At 30.1% G+C, this 23,432-nt stretch carries 20 protein-coding genes; 13 read left to right on the top strand and 7 right to left on the bottom strand.

The annotated features are described in order from the left end of the window. The first annotated feature begins 3 nt into the window (after positions 1-3). On the top strand, positions 4-2,865 hold the full coding sequence (locus tag SCHRY_RS04610; RefSeq protein WP_016339294.1) for an Mbov_0399 family ICE element protein: 2,862 nt from the start codon (positions 4-6) through the stop codon (positions 2,863-2,865). A gap of 12 nt (positions 2,866-2,877) precedes the next feature. On the opposite strand, the gene SCHRY_RS04605 is transcribed toward SCHRY_RS04610, so the two are convergent. Further along, positions 2,878-3,306: a hypothetical protein gene (locus SCHRY_RS04605; protein ID WP_016339293.1), complete on the bottom strand. Its 429-nt coding sequence runs from the start codon at positions 3,304-3,306 to the stop codon at positions 2,878-2,880. Positions 3,307-3,495: 189 nt separating this feature from the next. Between SCHRY_RS04605 and SCHRY_RS04600 the strand changes: the two genes are divergently transcribed. Together SCHRY_RS04600 and SCHRY_RS04595 are read left to right on the top strand one after the other, a co-directional pair. Next, positions 3,496-5,001 carry an Mbov_0401 family ICE element transposase-like protein gene (locus tag SCHRY_RS04600; RefSeq protein WP_016339292.1) on the top strand — a complete coding sequence of 502 codons (1,506 nt, stop codon included), beginning with the start codon at positions 3,496-3,498 and terminating at the stop codon, positions 4,999-5,001. Between the two features lie 282 nt (positions 5,002-5,283). After that, positions 5,284-5,754, top strand: a complete 471-nt coding sequence (locus tag SCHRY_RS04595; protein WP_016339291.1) for a hypothetical protein — start codon at positions 5,284-5,286, stop codon at positions 5,752-5,754. A 47-nt stretch (positions 5,755-5,801) separates the two neighbouring features. Here SCHRY_RS04595 and glpK read toward each other — a convergent pair whose 3' ends face one another. The 4 genes from glpK to SCHRY_RS04575 all read right to left on the bottom strand — a co-directional run bounded on the left by glpK (position 5,802) and on the right by SCHRY_RS04575 (position 9,691). Further along, positions 5,802-7,313, bottom strand: coding sequence for a glycerol kinase GlpK (gene glpK, locus SCHRY_RS04590; protein WP_016339290.1), 1,512 nt, complete (start codon positions 7,311-7,313; stop codon positions 5,802-5,804). 16 nt (positions 7,314-7,329) lie between these two features. Continuing rightward, complete coding sequence (gene glpO / locus SCHRY_RS04585; RefSeq protein WP_016339289.1) at positions 7,330-8,505, bottom strand: type 2 glycerol-3-phosphate oxidase; 1,176 nt, start codon at positions 8,503-8,505, stop codon at positions 7,330-7,332. 24 nt (positions 8,506-8,529) lie between these two features. Beyond that, positions 8,530-9,279, bottom strand: coding sequence for an MIP/aquaporin family protein (locus tag SCHRY_RS04580; RefSeq protein ID WP_016339288.1), 750 nt, complete (start codon positions 9,277-9,279; stop codon positions 8,530-8,532). A gap of 91 nt (positions 9,280-9,370) precedes the next feature. Next, on the bottom strand, positions 9,371-9,691 hold the full coding sequence (locus SCHRY_RS04575; RefSeq protein ID WP_016339287.1) for a hypothetical protein: 321 nt from the start codon (positions 9,689-9,691) through the stop codon (positions 9,371-9,373). Between the two features lie 203 nt (positions 9,692-9,894). Here SCHRY_RS04575 and ptsP point away from each other — a divergent pair, with 203 nt between their 5' ends. The 8 genes from ptsP to gatB all read left to right on the top strand — a co-directional run bounded on the left by ptsP (position 9,895) and on the right by gatB (position 19,516). Then, on the top strand, positions 9,895-11,625 hold the full coding sequence (ptsP, locus tag SCHRY_RS04570; RefSeq protein WP_016339286.1) for a phosphoenolpyruvate--protein phosphotransferase: 1,731 nt from the start codon (positions 9,895-9,897) through the stop codon (positions 11,623-11,625). A 74-nt stretch (positions 11,626-11,699) separates the two neighbouring features. Then, on the top strand, positions 11,700-11,978 hold the full coding sequence (locus SCHRY_RS04565; RefSeq protein WP_016339285.1) for a hypothetical protein: 279 nt from the start codon (positions 11,700-11,702) through the stop codon (positions 11,976-11,978). A gap of 103 nt (positions 11,979-12,081) precedes the next feature. Then, entirely contained in the window at positions 12,082-12,561 is a 480-nt protein-coding gene (locus SCHRY_RS04560) for a PTS sugar transporter subunit IIA (RefSeq protein WP_016339284.1), read from the top strand. A 103-nt stretch (positions 12,562-12,664) separates the two neighbouring features. Then, a complete protein-coding gene (locus SCHRY_RS04555; RefSeq protein ID WP_016339283.1) occupies positions 12,665-14,281 on the top strand; it encodes a hypothetical protein in 1,617 nt (538 codons plus the stop codon). A gap of 27 nt (positions 14,282-14,308) precedes the next feature. Further along, positions 14,309-16,312 carry an NAD-dependent DNA ligase LigA gene (gene ligA, locus SCHRY_RS04550; RefSeq protein ID WP_016339282.1) on the top strand — a complete coding sequence of 668 codons (2,004 nt, stop codon included), beginning with the start codon at positions 14,309-14,311 and terminating at the stop codon, positions 16,310-16,312. A gap of 6 nt (positions 16,313-16,318) precedes the next feature. Then, entirely contained in the window at positions 16,319-16,609 is a 291-nt protein-coding gene (gatC, locus tag SCHRY_RS04545; protein ID WP_016339281.1) for an Asp-tRNA(Asn)/Glu-tRNA(Gln) amidotransferase subunit GatC, read from the top strand. After that, entirely contained in the window at positions 16,609-18,081 is a 1,473-nt protein-coding gene (locus tag SCHRY_RS04540; RefSeq protein WP_016339280.1) for an amidase family protein, read from the top strand. The genes gatC and SCHRY_RS04540 overlap by 1 nt, the downstream gene beginning before the upstream one ends. Then, positions 18,074-19,516 carry an Asp-tRNA(Asn)/Glu-tRNA(Gln) amidotransferase subunit GatB gene (gene gatB, locus SCHRY_RS04535; protein WP_016339279.1) on the top strand — a complete coding sequence of 481 codons (1,443 nt, stop codon included), beginning with the start codon at positions 18,074-18,076 and terminating at the stop codon, positions 19,514-19,516. Before SCHRY_RS04540 ends, gatB begins: the two co-directional genes overlap by 8 nt. 7 nt (positions 19,517-19,523) lie before the next feature. Here the strand turns inward: gatB and SCHRY_RS04530 are convergent, their stop codons facing one another. Next, positions 19,524-20,219, bottom strand: a complete 696-nt coding sequence (locus SCHRY_RS04530) for a potassium channel family protein (RefSeq protein ID WP_016339278.1) — start codon at positions 20,217-20,219, stop codon at positions 19,524-19,526. A gap of 164 nt (positions 20,220-20,383) precedes the next feature. Between SCHRY_RS04530 and SCHRY_RS04525 the strand changes: the two genes are divergently transcribed. Further along, positions 20,384-20,593, top strand: coding sequence for a hypothetical protein (locus SCHRY_RS04525; RefSeq protein ID WP_016339277.1), 210 nt, complete (start codon positions 20,384-20,386; stop codon positions 20,591-20,593). Positions 20,594-20,739: 146 nt separating this feature from the next. After that, entirely contained in the window at positions 20,740-22,308 is a 1,569-nt protein-coding gene (locus SCHRY_RS04520; protein ID WP_016339276.1) for a TrkH family potassium uptake protein, read from the top strand. A gap of 8 nt (positions 22,309-22,316) precedes the next feature. On the opposite strand, the gene SCHRY_RS04515 is transcribed toward SCHRY_RS04520, so the two are convergent. Continuing rightward, the gene (locus SCHRY_RS04515) at positions 22,317-23,309 is read right to left on the bottom strand and encodes an SGNH/GDSL hydrolase family protein (protein WP_016339275.1); all 993 of its coding nucleotides are present in this window, start codon (positions 23,307-23,309) and stop codon (positions 22,317-22,319) included. Between the last annotated feature and the right edge of the window lie 123 nt (positions 23,310-23,432).

The following is a 23,432-nucleotide window of genomic DNA, read 5'->3' as shown; positions in this document are numbered from 1 at the left end:
ATTTTGAAAATATTATTATCAATTTTAACAACAACTACTTTATTAACAACACCAATCTTGCCCTTATCAACAAATAATTTAATCAGTTTATATAGTAGTTTACGTGGGGCACCTTTTTATCCGAATATAAATGTTAATCCAAATGTAAATCTAGAAGTATACAAAGGAACAAATTCATGATGACAAACTTTGCAAGATGAAGATAATAAGGAGTATATTTTTAATTATTTAGATTATGCCAAAGATAAGACCACTTTTTTAAAATATTATAAATCGGTCACTTTTCAGTTTACCGCCTTATCTGGTTCATCAGGGTTTGGTCGTAATCAAAACTATAATGATCCTGTTACAGTAAATTTATCAACAAATAATAGTAATCATACTTTTTTTACTTGATCACAAAAGGGAAAACAGAATCAGGCATCAAATAAAGCATGAGTTGATATGACATGATTAAATAATAAATTATATTTTAATTTTAAAGTAAATTGTTGGATGTACCAGGGTGGAAATTCACAGTGAACAGATACTACTAGTAAACTACAAGTTTCTAAAATAACTTTAAATTCTAATCAAAATTTAACCACAATTAAAAATAATTTAAAAACAGCTTTAAATAATGAAATTACCTTTGTTTCGAATTATTCAGGAAGTTTAATTGATCAACGTAATATTCATGATCCAACCGGGAAAAATAATGATTTGACATCATTATTAAATGCTAAAATTTCAAATGTATTGGGTGATGAATATAATAATTGAAAACAGTATATTCAACCGTTTGCATTTAGTGATTTGACACGAAAAGCTACAACAACGATTAAATTTAAAAATCCTACTACCAATCAACAAGAAGTCTGAACCTTTGAAACCCCAATCAAGATTACGTTATCAAAAGACTATTGAAGTAATGAGTTAAATGAAAGATTGCATATTTTACCTGGTAAAGTAGTTAATCCAGATGATTCAACAAAAGGAATGGTAACAGATGACCCCGAGCAACTTGTCCCACCTGATACTTCAAAGAATTATTGGGGTAAATGACGTTATCACACAACAGTTGGATTAGAATTTGATGCTTTAGAGCAAGCAGAAGATGGCACAATTAATCCCGAATGAGTTGAAATAAATGGCGTTAAAATCGATGTTTTAGATAATAAATTTATTGCTACACTAGAAGATAATCGTATTAAAGGAGAAAATAAAAATGATTATTCTATTGTAATTCGTCATAAAGATAGCAAATATGATATTACGTATACTATTGATATTGTTATTGAAACATTAGTGCCAAATTTAAAGCTAAAATGGCATGCTTGGGATCCAGAACACAATCCAAAACAAAAAGAACTAATTACGCCGAATTTGGAAAATGGTCAACCTAATCCTAAATATGATAAAGAAATCAATCCGGATACCGGGACAAAAACACAAATTATTTGAATTAAACAAAAATCAACTGTGCCTTTTCCGTTAGACCCTTTAAATAAAAATGGCGAAGTTATAAACCCAGAAAAGAATCCAGAGGAATATGATTTAGGTTTTATTGCCGAAGGTTCGGTTGTTGGAAAAGGGGTAAACCAGACTTTTTCAAGTGAGGCAATAAAAAATGTTTATCGGGAAGGAATTGATGAAAAATCATTTAAGTCTTTTGAAAATCCAGATGATAGGCAAAGAAACCAAAAAATAACTTCAAATACAGCAACACAGTATTGATCAGACAGTGGAATTTGGCATTATACAGTTGAAATGTCTGACAAAACTACGGCCCAAAAATATGCTATTATTGGCCCTGAATATCAAAATCAATATCCCCGTTTTTTAGATATTGTTGAAAATAATCAAGCAGTCAAATTTTGAACAACAATTCATGGTGTTCATTTAAAAAACTACTTAGCAACTTATAAAAATTTAGATTCTACCGGGATTGTGCAATTGAATTATGAACAAGTTGCAGCTTATTGAAAAGATTATACAAGTGATATAATTGCACAAAAAATTCCACCAAATCCAACTCCTGAAAATTACCAAGATATTAGTGGGAATATAGATGTTTTAAAATTAAATGAAGAAGAGGTTAATCCAATTCGCGATGCAATTGTAGATAAAGTTAAAAAATATATTGCTAAATTTAGTAATAAAGCTGTTCTTGGGATTGATTATCAAATCAAAACTCCTGATGGTAAAGATATTACAGTTGATGCATCAGGCTTAGAACCGTTGTTAAATAATCAAAGTGAAGCACAATATTTAAATTTATCAGTTAATACATTGGTTACATCCACAATTTTAATTGGAAATGCAACTTTGCAAGTAAGAAATTCATCAACTTATAATCCGGAAACTAGTTATGATTTAAGTAAAATTAAATTTAAAGACTATAAATATGATTTTTCTGAATTTAATGCGGAAGATTTAAGAAATTGGATTTACAAAGATGTTGAAAATTATTTGATAAGTTATGGGTATAATGATATTTTCTTAAACCAAGACTACGGAATTTCAGCAAATCAAATTCCTAATGCTGATCCGGAAACTCATGAAAATACTCCAGGAGATTTATCTGACAGTATTTTAAATGATTTTTTAAGTTCACAAAATGAAGTTAAAACATTAAAATTATTTGTTTATTCTTCTTCAACTAGTGATAAAACAACTGGTTATTCAGAATATAAATTGATAAATGATCCTGAGTCTGAAATTGTTCCGCCAGAGCCTCCAACTCCACCAGACCCAAATAAGCCTGATGTTAATTCCCAACATAAATATTTATCATGGTTATTACCAATAATTTTATTGCCAATTCTAGGTTTGGGAATATTTATGACATGGTTTATTATTCGCCTACGTAAAAAAATTAAGTAATGTTTAATCTACTTAATTTTTTTTATTTTGGCCTATTTTTTCTAGTGTTTTAGGAGAGAAAATCAGTTGTCGCCAGTTTTTATATGGCTCAAAATATTTGATATCTTCTTTATTGTTGAATAAAAATCATTTGTTATTTGTATATTCATAATTATAAATTTCCAAAATTTCTTGATACGTAAAAATTCTTAAATTTTGCTGTTCCAAAATTTTAATAAGTTCTAATTTAGTTTTATTTCCAACATTACGAACATCATTAGTAAAAATATATAAACATTGAATTAAGTGTCTTACTTGGATTGTATTAAAATCAAATAAAGAAATAGAATTGTGTTTAAATTTAGTTTTAAGAACATTAAGAACTCGGGCTGGTAATTCTAAAGTTTGAGCTGGGGAATTAAATAAATCAATCAGTTCATTACTAAAATATTGATGTTTCATCAATCATATTCCTCTCTATTCATATAAATATTTTGTAATCCTGAATACTCAATAAAATCAGGGTTTTTTATGATATAATCATAACATAATCTTAATTTTAAAACATATTAAACTATTAATTAAAAAGTATCATCAAAAGAAAATAACATATTAGGATTCAATCAGATCAGAATAGGGGTAAAAAATATTATGTACCAAAATAGTATTAATTTTTCTTTGTATCAAAATGACTATACCCAAAATATTTTTAAACAAATTAAAATGTTTGAAGATATTGAAGAAGAAGTTAAAAATAAAACTAGAAAAGCTATTCAAGAACACTATGAAGAATTGGATTTACGTTTGCGACAAAAATATTCAAATAACAATAAAGGTTATATTCTTTATGGTAAACGTCCCGCTACTTTAATTACTGAGTGAGGGCAAGTTACTTATGAAAGAACAAGATTCCGTTACTATGATCGAAAATTGTATAAACATAAATATGTTTTTTTGTTAGACGTTGAAATTGGCCGTAAACCTTATCAGCGACTACACTTTGACTTATATGTTAAAATATTGAAAGAATTAGATAGTGGTAAGCGCTACCGGGATATTTTAGACAAATATAAGTATTCAGAAATTTCATTAATGACAATTTCAAACATTAATCGAAGTATTAATTTGCAAGAGTATAATAATTTTTGCGCTAATTTTGATAAGAAAAAAATTAAGTTTAAAGGAAAATATTTGTATGTAGGAGTTGATGATACGTACACCAATATTTTTAATTACAACAAAAAATCACGAAAGAAAGAAATTAGTAAAAGTACAATCCGAATGGCGTATGCCCATACCGGTTTTGATAAAGAAAAGTCAATTAATAATCGTAGAGTATTAAAAAATAAAAAGCTGTTTATGATTTTAAAAGATAATTGAGAACAGAATTTAAATAATTATCATCAAAAATTGTATAAGTTTTTAAATGAAAACTATGAGTTAAAAGATAAAAAAGTTGTTATTCTTGGAGATGGGGCGACATGAATTAAAACAACGGCATCGCAACTTCATGGTGATATTGTTTTAGATGAATTTCATTTAAAAAAGTATTTGCATAAATGTTTCAATTTTCGGCGATTTAACAGAAAAAAAGAAGGATATTTAAATTCACTAGAAAAGCAAAAGAAAGCAATTTATTATGATTTATCGGCTTTTATTAAAAATGGTGATGTACAAAACTTAATTAAATATATCCATGATTTGTTAACTCCAACTTATCAAAAGAAATTTGATTTTTTAAATCATAAAAAACCTCAAATTAAAGAGCTTTTAAAATATGTGAAAGGTAATAAAGAGGGGATTAGCAATTATAGTAAAGAATACTATATTGGATCACAAACGGAAGCACAAATTTCACATAATGTTAAGTCGTTAAAATCCTACGGCGCTAAGGCATATAGTAAATTAACGTTTTCAAATATGCTAAGTATGCGGATGGCCAAAGTAAATGGATGAGATCCAATTGAAATTATAACAAATGACTATAATGATGAACTTAAAGCTAGAAAAAATTACTTTTTCCAAAATATTTGAGTAAAAAATGAATATGATGTTGTTCAGCGTTATGAACCCAAACAAGGTACGGTACCGATTCTGAGGTCAAAAACTAAGGGTTTAGTCAGAGCAGTTCGAGGTATTTTAAGTACTAAAAACTAATATATTTATTCAAAGCTTTAATAAAAAAATTATTAGCTAATTTATAAAATTAGTGCTCTTTTGTATTGTAATTTTCAAGAAAGGTGGTTTAATAAATATAAGTAAATAAGATTTTTCATCTTCTAAATGCTTATAATGCAAAAATAAGCATTTAAAAATATGTCTCAACAACCACATAATTTATTCCATCGTTTTAAAAAGTAATGTTGTATTTTTTAATATAAGATTTATAATAATTATGAAGAACTATTAAAATGTTTGGGTTAGATCAGGAGAAATGATATGAAAAAATTAGTAGTAATGTTTACTGCTGTTTCTATGATAACAACTACCTCGTCATTAGCAGTTTCTTGTAGTACAGATCGAAACCTATATGTATTAAAAAAAAATAAAGTTGTTTTTAATAAATATAATTTTCAATTGGATGAAGACTGTATTTATGCAACTTTAATTTTAGGGAATTTATACTATAAAAACACCGATATAACAAGTTTTATAAGTTCCTTTAAAGATAATAGTGGTAATTCCATTTCTTATTTAAAAATTAAAGAAGAGTTACCAGTACAAGATAAATATGATAAACGGATTTATCATTTTACAATAGTTAGAGATTCTAAAAGGGAAGCATCAATTCAATCAGAGACTAGTTGCAATTTTTCTTTTTGAATAAATAACACATTGGATTTTAGTGGTAGCAATTTAAAAACAAGGCTAACTATTTTACCAGCGCCATTAAAATTAACACAATCTTAAATATTTTTAATATAATAAGTAAAAAAATAGCCATAATAGGCTATTTTTTATGCGATATCTTTTAATCAATTAAATGTTCTTGTTACAGAAACTTTTCAACCTTTCAATAATTTTTTAATAATTGTTTTGTCCAGTTTTGGCTGATATTTTTTATCAACAATTAAAATATCTTTAATATCATCAATTGATGCTCAGAAGTTTAAAGCTAATCCTGCTAAGAAGGCTGCTCCCATTGCTGTTGTTTCAATGTTTTTTGGTCGAACAACTTCAACTTGACTAATATCAGCTTGGAATTGCATTAAATAATTATTGCGACTTGCACCGCCATCCACTTTAATTGTTTTAATAGGTTGTTGTAAATCTTCTGCCATTGCCATAATAACATCATATGATTGATAAGCTAATGATTCCAGCGTTGCTTTAACAAGATGTTCTCGCTTTGTTCCACGTTCTAAACCAAAGATTGCTCCTCGTGAATATGAATCTCAGTAGGGTGACCCTAAACCAGTAAAGGAAGGGACAACATAAACTTGTTGGTCATCATTCACTAAACCAGTATATCAATCAGTTTCACTTGCATGGTAAATAATTTTTAAAGCATCTCGTAATCATTGAATCGCCGCCCCAGCAACAAAAACTGATCCTTCCAAGGCATAAGTTATTTTATTATTGTAATTCAATGCTATGGTTGTTAAAAGACCATTGTTTGATGTAACAGGTATTTCTCCAGTATTCATTAAAATAAAACATCCAGTTCCGTAAGTATTTTTAACTTCTCCTGGTTCTAAGCATAATTGCCCAAATAACGCTGCTTGTTGGTCCCCAATTGCACTAGCAATTGGAATTCTAATTTCGGTTTTTTTGCTTAATAAACCAGGGAAGGTTTGACCATAAACTTCGGAAGAAGATTTAACCATTGGTAAAATGTTTTTTGGAATATCGAACAATGTTAATAAGTCTTCATCTCATGTTTGGGTATGAATATTAAATAACATTGTTCGACTAGCATTTGTTGAATCTGTGACATGAACTTCCCCTCCAGTTAAACGATAAATTAATCAAGTATCAATTGTTCCAAACATCAAATTATTGTTAGCTGCTAAAGTACGAGCCCCTTCAACATTATCTAAAACTCATTTAATTTTTGAAGCTGAAAAGTAGGGGTTTATTATTAAACCAGTTTTTTCTTGTATCATTTTGTTTTTTCCCGCTTTAATTAATTCATCACAGTAATCAGCTGTTCGTCGATCTTGTCAAACAATCGCGTTATAGATTGGTAAACCAGATTGGCGGTCTCACATTACAACAGTTTCTCGTTGATTTGTAATCCCGATTCCCACAATTTCTTCAATTTTAATTTTTGCTTTATTAACAGATTGTACTAAGGTTGTTCGCTGGGAGTTTCAAATTTCAATGGCATCATGTTCAACTCACCCCGCTTTCGGGAAAATTTGACTGAACTCTAAGGCATCACTAGCAACAATTTCTCCTTGATGATTAATAATTAATGTTCGACAACTAGTTGTTCCTTCATCTAAACTAATAATATATTTTGCCATTAATATTTCTCCTTTCTTAAATTGTCGGAATAATTTCGGTTTGTATAGGATCAAAGGTTGGATTAGGTAATAATGTTAATCCAGCTTGTTCTAAAAGGGTTATGATATATTTTGCAATTGCTGGTGCCGAACTTAGTCCTGGTGATTTTGTTCCTGCCACATTAATAAATTTTGAATTATCATGAGCAGGGGCTAAATAAAAATCTTTTGTTGTTGGCTCTATTGGTCGTGAACCAGCAAAACGATAACAAGTTTTGGCCATTTTAATACTAGGAATAATATGTTGACCAATTGCCCTAATTTGGGGTTCCATTGCTGGTGTAACTAACCGAGTTTCATCTTTTGGAACATCTTCTTGGGCAGTTGGACCAACTAATAAGTGACCATCTAACATTGGTGCAACAATAACTCCTTTACCATGAATTGTGGGAACCATAAAAACAATATTATTAACTAAGTGTCCTTCACTTTTTTCTAAGACACAGTATTCACCGCGTAAGGTGGTTAATTGAAAATCAGGATACCCAGCTTTTGCGGCAATTTCATCACAATAATGGCCTGCCGCATTAATAATGTATTTTGCATAATAAGTTTTAACAGTATTTTGAGTATTAACGCTAATTGTAAAATAATTATTTTGATAAGTAATATTAGACACCATATGGTCTAAGCAAAGATTAACGCCATTTTTAATACTATTGGAAAAGAAACTCTTTGTTAAAATAACTGGATCAACAACATAAGAGGAAGTGCATAATAGCCCGCCAATTACATCTGGGTTAAGATTTGGTTCAAGGAGATGAACGGTTTTTTGATCAAGTAATTTTAAGTGTTCTGGTTTAACTTGGTTTGTTAACCCCCTTTGGTATAGTAATTCTAATTGCTCTTGTTCATCTTTATTAAAGGCAATTACTAATGAATTTACTTGCTGATGGGGGAAATTTAATTCTTGAAAGAGTGTTTGATATAAATAGTTTCCGGTTATGTTAAATTTAGCTGTTCATTTACCAGGAGTTGGGTCAAATCCACCATGGATAACCCCGGAGTTTCCTTCGGAAGTTTCCATTGCCACTTTTTTATTTTTTTCTAGGACGATTACTTTTAAATGATAGCGGCTTAATTCACGGCTTATGGCTCCGCCAATTACACCAGCCCCAATAATGCAAATATCATAAATTTCTTCGTTAGTCATTATCAGTTATCCTCACTTTATTGGTTAAAATAGTAAAAATATTGCTCCACAGACAAAACCTGCTGCACTAGGGGCAATAACTGGCACTCAACTGTAACTTCAGTTTGAACTACCTTTATTTTTAAGTGGTAGGACAAAGTGAACTAACCGTGGCGCTAAATCCCGAATTGGGTTAATTGCATAACCAGTTGTCCCTCCTAATGATAATCCTATTCCAAAGACCGTTAATCCGACAAATAGTGGTCCTCAAGCCCCTAAACTAAAGGTATTGTATTTCCCAATTGCTAAAATTGCACTAATTAAGACAAATGTCCCAATAAATTCGGCAAAGAAATTAAAAAAATTATTTTTATGTGTTGGACCTGTTGAGTGGATTGCTAAGATAAAATCTGGTTGTTCTGTTACAGTATCTTTAATGTGTTTTCAGTAAAAGATATCAACTATAATTTGACCAATAACAGCTCCAACTAATTGTCCAAGTAAGAGCGCAGGTAATAGATATCAACCATTGGCATTAAACCAAGTTTGTTGAACAACCATGGCAAAGGTTACAGCTGGATTTAAGTGAGCAACACCCTTTAGGGCACTAGAAATCATCGCTCCTACTAAAACAGCGAAACCTCATCCAGCAGTAATGGCAAAAAAACCTTGCCCATTTCCTTTTGTTTTTTTTAAGATTGTATTAGCAACAACCCCATTTCCTAAAATAATTAACAACATTGTCCCAAAAAACTCTAGGCCAAAATGTTGTAGAAATATTTTCATTTCTTCCATTATTATTTATTCTCCTTTCAGATTTATTTGCAATAAAAATTTAGATTCTCCTTTCTAACTTTTTTATAACATTTTGTAGAGATTAATTTTGCTAAGAATTCTTAGCAACGGGTAAAATCGCTAATAATTGTAGGTAATAATTGGTAAAGCAACTGTTGATTTCTTGTTGGATTATTACTAAATTTTCCCGTCATAATTGATAATTTTCGAGATTAAAAAGAATTGCACTAAAAATATGAATAAGGTCAAGTTTAATGTATTGCTTATGGCGATTAGTATCTTTGGCGATGGCAAGGCGATAGCCTTCGCGCGTTAGCGACAAAAAAGCAGCAAATTCAAGCTGACTAATTTTTAAATGCATCCGAATATTTTCTAAACAGGTAATAACTTTTTGATAAATTTCTGTTTCCATTAAGGACTCCTCCTTACGTAATCTTCAATTTTTAATTGTTATTGGTAAAAAAGGTGGTAATTTGATTCTTATTTGTTTATATTGTAAGGTATTTTATAAAATTTTAAAAGGGGATAAGAAATAAAATAAAATTATTCAACTTTTGTTTTTTCGTTTATAATAAAAATGAAGTGAAAATTTTTAAATAAAAGAGGAGAAAAAATATGTCAAATAAAATGCAAGGAATTGGGGCTAGTCAAGGGATTGCCATCGCCAAAGTTTTTAAATTAGAAGAACCAAAATATGTTATTCCTGAACAAAACGTTATTGATGTTACAGCTGAAATTGAAAAATTAGAAGCAGCAATGACAAAAGCTAGTGCTGATATTATTAGATTACAAGAAATTACATTAGAAAAATTAGGGCCAGAAAAAGCCGCTATTTTTGAAGCTCATGGGCAAATTTTAAATGACCCAGCAATGATTGATGATGCAAAAACAATGATTAATAATGATAAAAATAATGCCGCTTTTGCAATTCATACTGTTGCTCAAAAATTTATTGAAATGTTTAGTGCAATGGATGATCCATATTTTAAAGAACGAGCAGCTGATATCAAAGATGTTACTGATCGATTAATTAAATATTTATTAAATGTACCAGTGTTGGATTTAGCAACAATTAATGAAGAAGTTATTATTGTGGCTGATGATTTAACCCCATCACAAACAGCACAATTAGATCCAAAATTTGCAAAAGGATTTGCCTGTGATATGGGAGGAAGAACAAGTCATGCCGCAATTATGGCTCGTAGCTTAGAAATCCCAGCAGTTTTAGGATTAAAAACAATTACAAAGGAAACTAAACACCATCAAAATATTATGATTAATGGTGAAACTGGGATTGTTATTTTAAACCCAAGTGATAAAGAAATGTCAGAATGAAGAACTGCTTGTAATAAATTTGTTGAGCAACAAAAAGAACTATTAACTTTTAAAGATAAAGCAACTGTTTCAAAAGATGGTTACACTAAATTTGTTTTAGAAGGAAATATAGGTTCACCGAAAGATATCCATGGGGTATTAGAAAACGGGGGCGAAGGAGTTGGATTATTCCGTAGTGAATTTTTATACATGGATAATGATCACTTTCCAACCGAAGAAGAGCAATTTGTTGCGTATAAAGAAGTATTAGAAAATATGTCCGGAAAAGCTGTTATTATTCGAACATTAGACATTGGGGGCGATAAAACATTATCTTACTTTCAATTTCCACATGAAATGAACCCATTTTTAGGATATCGGGCAATTCGTTTATGTTTAGATAAAGAAGAAGTGTTCCGAACACAGTTAAGAGCATTATTACGAGCAAGTGTTTATGGCCATTTAGGAATTATGTTTCCAATGATTGCAACAGTTGATGAATTTAAAGCAGCTAAAGCTATTGTTTTAGAAGAAAAAGCAAAATTAATTCAAGAAGGGCAAAAAGTTGCTGATGATGTTGAAATCGGAATGATGATGGAAATTCCAGCAGCAGCAGTAATTGCTGATCAATTTGCAAAATATGCTGATTTCTTCTCAATTGGAACAAATGATTTAATTCAATATACAATGGCTGCTGACCGCATGAGTCAATTTGTTTCATACTTATACCAACCATATAATCCATCAATTTTACGATTAATTAAATCAATTATTGATGGGGCTCACCAAGCTGGTAAATGAGTTGGAATGTGTGGAGAAATGGCTGGAGATCCCGCTGCAATCCCATTATTAATGGGAATGAAGTTAGATTACTTCTCAATGTCAGCAACAAGTATTTTAAATGCTCGTCGTATTATTAGTAAATTAGAAGTATCAGCAATGGAAAAGTTAGTCGAGCAAGCAATTATGTGTGAAACAAATGATGAAGTTTTAGTCCTAGTTGAAGCCGCAACAAAAGAAGCATTGCAATAATTTAATAATTTCGTTAAAATTACACTATATTAAAGTAGTGTTTTTTTATTTTTAAGTTAGGAGATGTAAATCCAATGAATTCAACCTTATTAATTGCCCTTATTTTAGTGGCTACTTTTGGTGTTTTAACTTTAGCTAGTGGATTATGATATTGTTGAGAACGTCGGCAAAAAATCAAGCAGTCACCAACGGGGGTTATAATTGATACAAAACAAAAAATTATTGTAAAAAAACTGTTAGTTAAAAATAAAGCCTTAATTATATTACTAATTTTTTCGTTATGTCTATTAGCATCTGTTGTTGTTATGATTGAAGGTCTCGTTATTATGAGTCCTAGTGTTTATGGTAGTTAGAGAAAAATAAGCAACAAAGTTATTTGAAAATTTGTCCCCGCAATTTTAAAAATTATAGTATACTTAGAGTATATTTCAAGAATTTAGAAAGGGATAATTCAAAATGGGATTGTTTACAAAAAAAAGTAAAGAGATTGAGATTATTGCCCCAGTTGATGGTGAAATAATTAAATTAGACGATGTTAATGATGAAGTATTTTCACAAAAAATGCTAGGAGATGGTTTTGGAATTAAACCAAGTGCCGGAAACTTTTTAGCCCCAATGACGGGAAGACTAATGACAGTTTTTCCAACAGGTCATGCTTATGGAATTAAACATGCAAGTGGAGTTGAGTTATTATTACACATTGGAATGGATACAGTTTCATTAAATGGTGAAGGTTTCGACATTAAAGTTAAACAAGATGATAATGTTAAACAAGGAGACTTATTGTGTGAAGTTAATTTAAACCAGATTAAAGATAAAGTGCCAAGTTTAGACACTCCAATTGTTTTCACACCAGATGCAATTGGTAATCATACAATTAAACTTTTAAAAACTGGAAAAGTTAAACAAGGTGAAGTAATTGCTATTGTTGAATAACCAAATAAAAAAATCTTATTAATAAGATTTTTTTATTTTTTGGCAATTATCCTTTTTACGACACTTTTTGCTATAATTGTTAAAAAGAAAGGAAATTAATTCAATGGTCAAACTAATCTTTATTGCGATTGCTTTTTCAATATATTATTATTGGATTTTTTCTTCAACAGGGGCTGTTTTAACAGAAATGCTAAAATTACGAACAAAAAATATTTATTTTGGGATGATTATTGGTTTTTTCTTTTATTTTGCTGCTGTTTCGCTCTTTTTAATGCCGTTTCAATTAATTCCTGATTTACGTTACATTTTTCTAGTTTATTTACTAGGTGCTGTCAATGTTCTTTATTCATTAGTCCTGTTAATTTTAATTCGGTTTTGATTTAATATTCGTTTATTAGATAAAAATCATGCAATTTTTTTGTTTGCAATGGCCATTTTTATTTTAGTTTATTATTTTAAAAACTATTTTATTTCCCCCGCTGGACAAAATTTAAATACTAGTTATATTTTAACTTTTTTTACTCGGGATGAAAAAGACCTAACTAAATTTGTTTTAGATCCTAGTGTCATTATTGGTAATACAAGAGCATTAGCATCCCTAGGTTGATTCACCAATGTCTCAATGTGGTTTACAATTACCAACCTAGACCCTAATGAAATTATCTTGAATTTATTAGATATATTAGATGCGATGGTTTTCGCAGCGCTATTTGTTACGTTACTAAATAATTTTTCTCGCAAAAATAATAACAATTTAGTCATTGGCTTTTTTTCGCTCCTAATTTTAACGGGATCAAAATTACTAATTTATTATTTTGGCTATGATGCATGACACCCCGAAAATATGATAACAAACTTATTTTTTGTCATTTTTATTATTCTAAGTATCTATACTAATGCTGAGTATCGTAATCGTAATATGCCATGAATCATTGGGATTATTTTTACTAGTTATATCACCTTTGACTGAGATGCCACTTATATTATTCTTTTTTTAGTCTATGTTAGTGGTTGAATTACAATGTTAAAGTATCAAGTTAATTTTTTAAAGGATTTAGTAAAGTTTACGGTTTTTCCAACAATTTGTTTTATTTTCTATAATATTTGATATGGAACAATTTGATTAATTTTTGTTTTTTTAGGATTAATGTTAATTATGATTATTTTATCCTTTTTACTATATCGTAATTATGCACGGATTTTTGAAATTGAGAAGGCAATTTATAGTCATAATCGTGCCTTAATTTTTGTTATCCCTAGTTTATTTACAATTGCTTCAGTTTTGATTTTATTAGCTTCAGGGAAAATTAAGCTTGATTTTTGAAATCTTGAAGCAATTGCTTCCTCAATTTATACCCAATTAGAATTAGCAAAAATTAAGGACTTAGCTAACAGCATTTTCTTAATTATTTCCTTTATTTTCCTAGGGTTTGGATTATTATGAATTTTCTTTATGGAACGAATTCCCAATTTTTCGGCCAAAACATCAATTAATATGTTGGCAATTTTAACGGTTACTTTTTTTAACCCATTGGTTGGGCGTTTCTTAATTTGAATCTTTAATGATCGGGCTTTATTAAATAATGCGACAGTCTTTATTGTTGCGATTTTAGTTGCCATTAATACTTCTGTTTATGCCGTTAAAATTAAACAATTTAAAAAAATTACTTGAAAACCCCAACAAAAACAACAAAATCAGATTAATTACAAACAAAAATAACTATTAAACTACAGTGGAGGAAAAACAATGAACCAAGCAACAGCACAAAGCAGAATTGAAGAATTAAAACAGTCGTTAGAAGAATGAAATTATCAATATTACGTTCTGGATAAGCCTAGTGTGTCTGATCAAGAATATGATCGGGCAATGCAAGAATTAATCGCTTTAGAGCAACAATTTCCAACGTTAATTACCCTTGATTCGCCAACCCAACGAGTTTCAGGGACAGTAAGCGAAAAGTTTACGAAATATTTCCATACTAGCCCAATGTTAAGCTTAGGAAATGCTTTTAACTATGAGGATTTAGTCCATTTTGATGAACAAATTAAAGAATTAACAGGTTTATCATCAATTACCTATACATGTGAATTAAAAATTGATGGTTTATCAATCTCATTAGTTTATCAAAATCATTTACTAGTAATGGGAGCAACGCGTGGAGACGGTATTGCTGGGGAAGATGTTACAACTAATATTAAAAAAATCAAATCAATTCCATTAAAAGTGGCACAACCTAATTTGATTGTTCGGGGAGAAGTTTATTTATCATTAGAAGAATTTAATAAAATTAATGCTGAACGAGCTGCGAATGATGAACCATTATTTGCTAACCCCCGCAATGCCGCGGCAGGAACTTTACGACAATTAGATTCAACTATTGTGCAAAAACGGAACTTAGATGCCTTTTTGTATTATTATGTTAATGCCAATGAGGATGGGATTCCAACTCAGTATGAAGCGTTGAAACATTTAGAAGGATTAAAATTTAAAACAAATAAAGAATATCAATTATGTCATAATGTTGATGAAGTTTGAGGTTATATTCAAAAATACCAAAATTTACGTCATCAATTAGGTTATGAGATTGATGGAATTGTCATTAAAGTTAATGATTTTAAATTATATAATCGGATTGGTTATACAGCCAAAAATCCAAAGTGAGCAATTGCTTATAAGTTCCCCGCTGAAATTGTTATGACAAAATTAGTTGATATTTTCCCTAGTGTTGGACGAACTGGGAAAATCACTTATAATGCTGTTTTAGAACCAGTACGGATTGCTGGGACGATTGTTCGCGCGGCAACATTACATAATGCTGATTTTATTATTAAACGTGATATTCGGGTTGGGGATTATGTCGAATTGAAAAAGGCGGGAGATATTATTCCCGAAGTAATTCAATCCTTACTTAATCGTCGACCAAGACAAACTGTTAAATGAACAATGGCGAAAAAATGTCCTGATTGTGGGAATTGATTAGAAAAAACAGATGATGAAGTTGATCAATATTGTGTTAATTCTTTATGTCCTAAAAAAATTACCCGTGGGTTAGAACATTTTTGTTCGCGCAAGGCAATGAATATTGAAGGAGTTAGTGAAAAAATTATCAACCGTTTATTTGACTTGGGATATTTAAAAAGTTTTAGTGATTTATACTTATTAGAGAACTATCGTAATGAGATTATTGAATTGGATAATTTTGGGGAAAAATCCTTTCAAAATATGATTGACTCAATTAATCGTTCAAAAGAGAAATCGCTGGAACGATTATTATTTGCCTTAGGAATTCGCCATGTTGGACAGAAAACCGCACAATTATTGGCCAAAAAATTCCAAACTATTAGTGCAATTCAAACAGCAACAGTTGAAATGCTATCGGTAATTAATGATGTTGGACCAATTGTCGCTACTAGTGTGGTAGATTATTTTAATGTTCCAAATAATGTTGAGGAAATTGCCAAACTAATTAAGCATAATGTTAATATTAAGTATTTAAAAAGTGATAGTTTTGTTGTTCAAAAATTAGAAAATCAGCGTTTTGTTATTACTGGGACATTATCAAAACCGCGAGAATATTTTAAAGAATTAATTGAAAATTATGGGGGCCATGTTTCGGATAGCATTAGTAGTAAAACAACTTATTTGTTGGCCGGAACAGATGGAGGTAGCAAATTGTTAAAAGCAGCAAAATTAAATGTTAAAATAATTAGTGAGATAGATTTTATCAACCTAATTGAAGGAGGAGAATAGGAAAAAATGAAAGTAACCACAGAACAGTTAAAAAAATTAGCAAATGATATTATGTTAGATTTTGGACCGGAAGAATTAGAAAAATTAAAAAATGAATTTGATGTGATTTTAAAACAAATGGATTTAGTTCAAAAAATTGATACAACAAATGTCCGTTCAATGCATTTTCCTTATAATTTAACAGTTGATTATTTACGTGAAGATGTTGGACCAATCGCTGAACAACAAAAAAATATTTTAGCATTAGCACCAGTTGCAGAAGGGGATTATATTGTAATTAATAAGGTAGTAAAATAATGATGAAGAATTATACAGTAAAAGAATTACATGAAAAATTAGTGGCAAAAGAAATTACCCCTTCAGCAATAATTAAAGATAGTATTGCCAAATTAAAAAAATATCAAATTTTAAATGCAACTGTAACAGAATTAGAAACATTTGCCACAAATTTAGCAGCACAATTAGATAATGTCCCAATTTTACCATCTGATTTTCTAGCGGGGATTCCTTATGTGGCGAAAGATAATTTTGCGACAAAAGGAATTTTAACAACAGCTAGTTCAAAAATTTTAAGCAATTTTGTCCCAACTTATGAATCAACAGTCACTGAACTATTAAAAAAACAACATGCTATTTTAGTCGCAAAAAGTGCTTTAGATGAATTGGGAATGGGAGGGCATGGACTTTATTCCTATACTGGTGATGTTTTAAATCCGTGAGATTTAACAAGAATTACAGGGGGTTCATCATCTGGTTCAGCCGCTTTAGTAGCAAGTGGAGTTGTTCCATTTGCGCTTGGAACAGACACTGGTGATTCAATTCGTAAACCAGCTAGTTATTGTGGAATTGTTGGATTTAAACCTAGTTATGGTTTAATTTCACGATTTGGGGTTATCCCTTATGCGCCATCATTAGATACGGTTGGTTATTTTACCCGTTCAGTTGTTGATAGTGCGATCATCTTAGATTATTTAGCAAAAAATGATCACCAAGATGCGACATCATTAACTAGCCTAGAAAAAGATTATTATCAAAATATAACAACTGATTTAAAAGGGAAAAAATTTGCCTATTTTCCGTTTGCTCATAACCAATTATCTGCAGAATTAAAAACAACTTTTAATAAATTATTTACAAAATTGCAAGAACACGGGGTTGAAATTTGTGAAGCAACATTTCCAGAAGAATTATTAAAAGCATTATTACCGGTTTATATGATTATTTCTTATGCTGAAGCAATTAGTACCCATTCAGCGTTAGACGGAATTAACTTTGGTCTCCGTGTTTCTGGTGAAACATATGAAGATGTAATGATTAATTCACGTGTTAGTGGTTTTGGAAGGGTTGTTAAACGTCGTTATGCAATTGGGTCGTATGCCTTATCAAAAGATAATCAGACCCTATTATTTTTAAAAGCAAAACGAGTTCGTCGTTTAATTGTTGATGAATTAACGAAAATTTTTGCTAATTATGATATTTTATTGTTACCATCAGCAACAACAGTGGCTCCAAAAATCACAGGTGTTAAAGCACATACTTTAACCGAATCAGACTTAGAATTTTATTTTGACGACTTGTTAGTTTTAGCAAATATGATGGGTAATCCATCAATAACTGTTCCGTTAACTTTGATTGATGGATTACCAATTGGGGTTAATATTAATGCCAAGCCGTTTGCAGATCAAATTGTTTTAAATGCTAGTTTGTTAATAGAAGAAATTACGGGGTTAAAAAATCTTGTGGCCCCAGGAGGAGAAGAAAATGAATAATTTTGAAGTTGTTATTGGAATTGAAAATCATGTTGAATTAAAAACAACGACAAAAATGTTTTCTCCTGGACCAGTTAGTTATGGGGCAACACCAAATACTAAAGTTAATATTATGGATGTTGGCTACCCAGGAGTGATGCCAACAGTTAATAAAAAAGGGGTGGAATTAGCTTTAATTGCTTGTCATGCCTTGCACCTTGAAATTGACCCAATTGTGCAGTTTGACCGAAAAAATTATTACTATCCGGACTTATCAAAGGGATTTCAAATTACTCAACAGTACTATCCAATTGGTAAAAGAGGTTATTTAACAATTATTGATGAGGATAATACTCCTGTTGTTGTTAAAATTGAACGCTTACATATTGAAGAAGATACAGCAAAACAATTACATCATGAGGATAAAACATTATTAGATTATAATCGGGCTGGAATTGGTCTGATTGAAATTGTTACTGAACCAGTTTTACGGACAAGTTATCAAGTCCGCAAATACTTAGAACAATTACGCGAAATTTTATTATATTCAAATATTAGTGATGCTAAAATGAATGAAGGATCACTACGTTGTGATGTTAATATCTCTTTGCGCCCATTTGGTAGTGAAAAATATGGTAATAAAGTTGAATTAAAAAACTTAAATTCTTTAGCAAATGTTGAAAAAGCAATTGATTATGAAATTAAACGTCAATCACAAATTCTATTAACAGGGGGAACTGTTGAACAAGAAACTCGTCGTTTTGATGAAAAAACAAAATCAACGGTTTTAATGCGTAAAAAAACTGATGCAACAGATTACAAATATTTTTCAGAACCTAATATTTTTCCAATTAAGTTGCCCCCAGAATGAATTAATGATGTTATTAGCCAGATACCAGAATTGCCAGCAGCAAAAAGGCTTCGCTATCAAAAAGACTTTCAGTTAAAAGAAACAGAAATTGAAGTTATTCTACAAGATTATGATTTAATGCGTTTTTTTGAAGTAACTGCTCGTCAAACAACAAATTATTCAATGTTAGCGAATTATTTAATTGGTGATATTCAAGGTTATTTAAATCAAAATGGTTTAACTTGGGCTGAAATTACTTTGTTACCAGAACAATTAGCAGAAATGCTAAATTTAATTTCTGATAATATTATTTCAACTAAGCACGCTAAAACAATCTTACCAATGTTATTAAAAGAAAATATTAGTCCAAAAAATCTAGTTGATAAATTAGGACTAAAACAAATTACTGATTCAACTGAAATTGCGACAATTATTGAACCAATTATTATTACTAATGTAGAAATGCTATCTCAATATGTTGATCGCCCTGAACGAGTAATTAAATTCTTTATGGGAGAATTAATGAAGTTAACAAAAGGGCAAGTAGCACCAGAAATTGGACAAAAAGTTGTTGAAGAATTAATTTTTAAAAATCAAAAAAAATAGATGGAAATTACTTTCCATCTTTTTCATTGTCAGTTGTTTGTAATTTAATTACTAAATCATTAATTGCGTTAATTTTTGAAATAACTAATAATTCATCTCCTAATTTTAATGTATCAACATCAGCTGGCAAAATAATTCGTCCTTTTCTTTTAACATGGACAATGTTATAGTCTTTGTTATTGATTAAACGTAAGTCAAGTAATGATTGTCCTTCGATTGAAGGCTCAGTAACAATAATTGAAACTGATGCATAGTTTTCATCAACTGTTTGGATTTCAATATCAACATCAAATAAGGCTTTTGAGGCGGTCATATGCCCAGCCATTACATCTGGTTGAACAATATTAGTGATTCCTAATGCTTTTAAGATTCTTGTATGACGAGAATCTTTTGCTTTCGCAATAATATTAACAACACCAATATCTTGTAAACTAATGATTGTTAGAATACTTGCCTCAATATTTGTTGCCATTGTAACAATCACGGTATCATATTGTTCCATTCCTTGCTCAATTAAATTAGCTTTAATAGTTGTATCTAAAGCTACACCATCGACTTGCTCATAACTTGCTACCATATTATTAATTTTTGCTTGATCAATATCAAAAACCATAATATGTTGTTTTTTCTGAATTAATGTATCTACAATTGCTTGTCCAAAATTATTAATCCCGATAATTGCAAAACTTTTTTTTCGTGCCATTTGTTATCTCCTCAATTCCTAGTATAAATATTATACTATTTTTTATTTTTTTAGGCAAAAATATCACAAATATTAGCCCCCTTAACATTTTCTTAAAAACGCGGTAAAATAATAATAGTAATATTAATTCGTAATAACTTTTGAGATAAGAAAGGATTAATTTTATGACCAGAAATGATAAAGAAAAAATTTTAGCCCATTTTCGCCGTCAATTTAATTCACAAGATATTTTTCCTTGTGTATTATGTGGCGAACCAACCGAGGAGCATCAAAGTTGTTGTTCAACTTGTATGTATGATTTAACGCCAAAAATGATTGAAGATTATCAGCGCATTGGCCCGGAAAAATTCTGATTTAAATACTATGAAAAATAATCTAAGAAAATCCTCAATAAAGAAGAACTTTATTGAGGATTTTTCCTAAAAGAGGATTTATTGCTATTTTTTAACTAATACGAATATTATTGAGACCTTGTAGTATAATGTTATTAATAAATAGAGATGGTAAGGGGTATAAATTAATGCAGATTTATCAGCAATTTTTTAAAAATATTTTTAAAAGAAAGCATGAACCAAGTAAAGGCAAAGGTGATGATAATGCTGCTCCAATCACCCGTTCACGCTTTCATTTTTTACCATTTTCAAAAGTTGCTGGAAAACTATTTTTGATCTATGTTTTAGTCGTTTTTATTACCGGTTTTCTATTATCTGTGCCTGGGATTGTTGTTGGCAATCGAATAGTATATGATCCTTGAGGAGAAATTATTGGTGAATATAATTTTCAGTGAAATTTCTTAGTAGGATTATTTACTGCTTCAAGTGCTTTTTCTGATACAGGACTATCAATTGCTAATGCCGCTGCTGATTATAGTTTTTTTGGTCAATTTATAATTATTGTTTTAATCCAAATTGGTGGCTTTGGAGTTTTAACTTTTAAGGTAATGTTGCTTGTCTTATTAGGGCGCCGTATTTCAATTAAAGATCGTCAGTTAGTGCAGGGAGAACGAGGAAGTAGTAACTTTGGCCAAACAATGGATTTAATTAAAAATAGTTTTATCTTTTTAGTTATTATTGAGTTTATTGCAGCAGTTTTACTATTTTTTAATTTTTATTTTTCCTCAGGGTCAACGGCTGGTGAACATATGATTGATAATGTTACTTATCATGATTTTTGAAATAGTTTATGAAGTGGGGTTTTTCACTCCGTATCAGCAATTAATAATGCTGGGTTTGATATTATTGGGAATTCGTCTTTAATGCCATATAATGATAACTATTTTATGCAATTTATCTTTTTATTTGAATTTGTTATTGGTGGTTTAGGCTTCCCGACTTTTTATGATTTAAAACGTAAAATTATTGCATGAAAAAACAAGGAAAATGTTAAATTCAGTTTATTTACCAAAATTAATTTTATTACGTATGTATTAATTTCCTTTGTTGGGGTTTTTGGAGTTTGATTAATTGAATTTGTTAATATTAATGCCCCAGGAGAATCAATTTTAGCGCAAGCGTCATCAAACTGGAATGGTTTTATGAATGTCTTTTTTAATACAATGTCAACGCGGAATGCCGGTTTTTCAACTGTTGATATGACAAAATTCTTACCAGGATCGCGGGCAATTATGTCAATGATGATGTTTATAGGATCAGCTCCCAGTTCAACCGCTGGAGGAATCCGGACAACAACCTTTGCTATTATTATTTTAGCAATTTGATCGGTTATCCGGAATAATGATAGTGTTAATGCCTTTAAACGGAAAATTCCAAATGAAACGGTGAAACGGGCATTAGTTGTTACGGTAATTTCCGGAATCCTTGTTGGTTTAGCAGTTACAATTATTTGTGCTGAAAATCCGCATTTAAACTTTTTAAATGTTTTATTTACAATCTGTAGTGCCTTTGGGACAGTAGGACTAAGTGCCTTTTCCTTTACCGAGATGTATGGTCTAGGAGTTTTTAGTACGCTAGTTTTAATTCTCTTAATGTTTATTGGACAATTAGGAGTTTCATCAACGCTATTAGTATCAGTGCGTGGAACAGGGAAAAAAGAATATAGTTATGTTGAAGAAAACATTGTTATTGGTTAAAAAAGTTTTTATCAAGCTTCAATAATTTGGTATAAATCTTCAGCAACTTTTTGATGGGCTCATGTTGTTGGGTGAAAGTTATCAAAAAAGAAGTGTTTACTTAAATGTTTAGGGCTAGTATTATCATAATATTTTGGAACAATTTTTCCGGTACGAAGTTCTTTAAAATCAAAGTTAACACAAGGGTCAGTGATATTATGATGATGATCAAGTTCTTGAAAAGCAAGGAGAAATTCATTTGAACGAGTAAATAAATCATATTGTTTAATAATTATTTTGTTTTTTTGGTCAGATATTTTGGTCATTATTTTAACAATTCCAGCATTATAATTTTTTGTGAATTCTGTGGCTAGTTTTCGCTGTTCATTATTCTGAAAATAGGGGATACTGCCCAAATCAACACTATTAATTAACAATAAATTTTGAACGCCTTGCTCAATTAACGTATTAAGAGTTTGTTCAAGATTAATCAAGGTCTTATTTAGTTGTTCTTGTTTAACTGGTCGCGCTGTATTTTCAGTTAAAATGTTAATTAAATCATTACCACCAATTTGGACAATAATTAAATCAGTTGCTTTAACGTTATGTTGTTCTAATAAAGCGGCGGCTTGGTTAGCAAGATTAAAATGGTTAAAAAATAACCGTGATAAAAGGTTATCCATTGGACCTGTTGTTGCTCCCGCAATAGCATAATTATTACCATATTTACTATATTTTTCATCTTTATAAATGAAACTTCATCCTGCTGTTAAAGGTCAACCCATTTTTTCGGCTAAAACTTTAACACTAACGTCTCCATTAGTAAAAGAATTATTCACAAATGGACTAGGCATCATAATTGTTTCAACTGTTTCGATTTTTCCGGCATTTAAAAGCACAGCCCCAGCTGTTGCGAGGCCATTTGAATCACTTAGGCTATCTCCCAAAATAAAAAAATTGGTAAGTTTTTGACTATCTGGTTTTCTTGTTTTATTACTATTTTTTGTGTTATTAAATAACATATGAAATATCATCTCCATTGCCTTGTTGTAAAAATAACTTATACTAAATATAACCGAAAATAGGTAGATGTCAAGAAGAATTATTTATTGTTTTAAAAAGATTCGGATAAAGATTTCCAAAAA

The sequence above is a fragment of the Spiroplasma chrysopicola DF-1 genome (genome assembly GCF_000400935.1).
Lineage (GTDB): Bacteria > Bacillota_I > Bacilli_A > Mycoplasmatales > Mycoplasmataceae > Spiroplasma > Spiroplasma chrysopicola.
The sequence above is the reverse complement of the archived record's forward strand: the minus strand, read 5'-3'. Positions and strand labels throughout refer to the sequence as shown.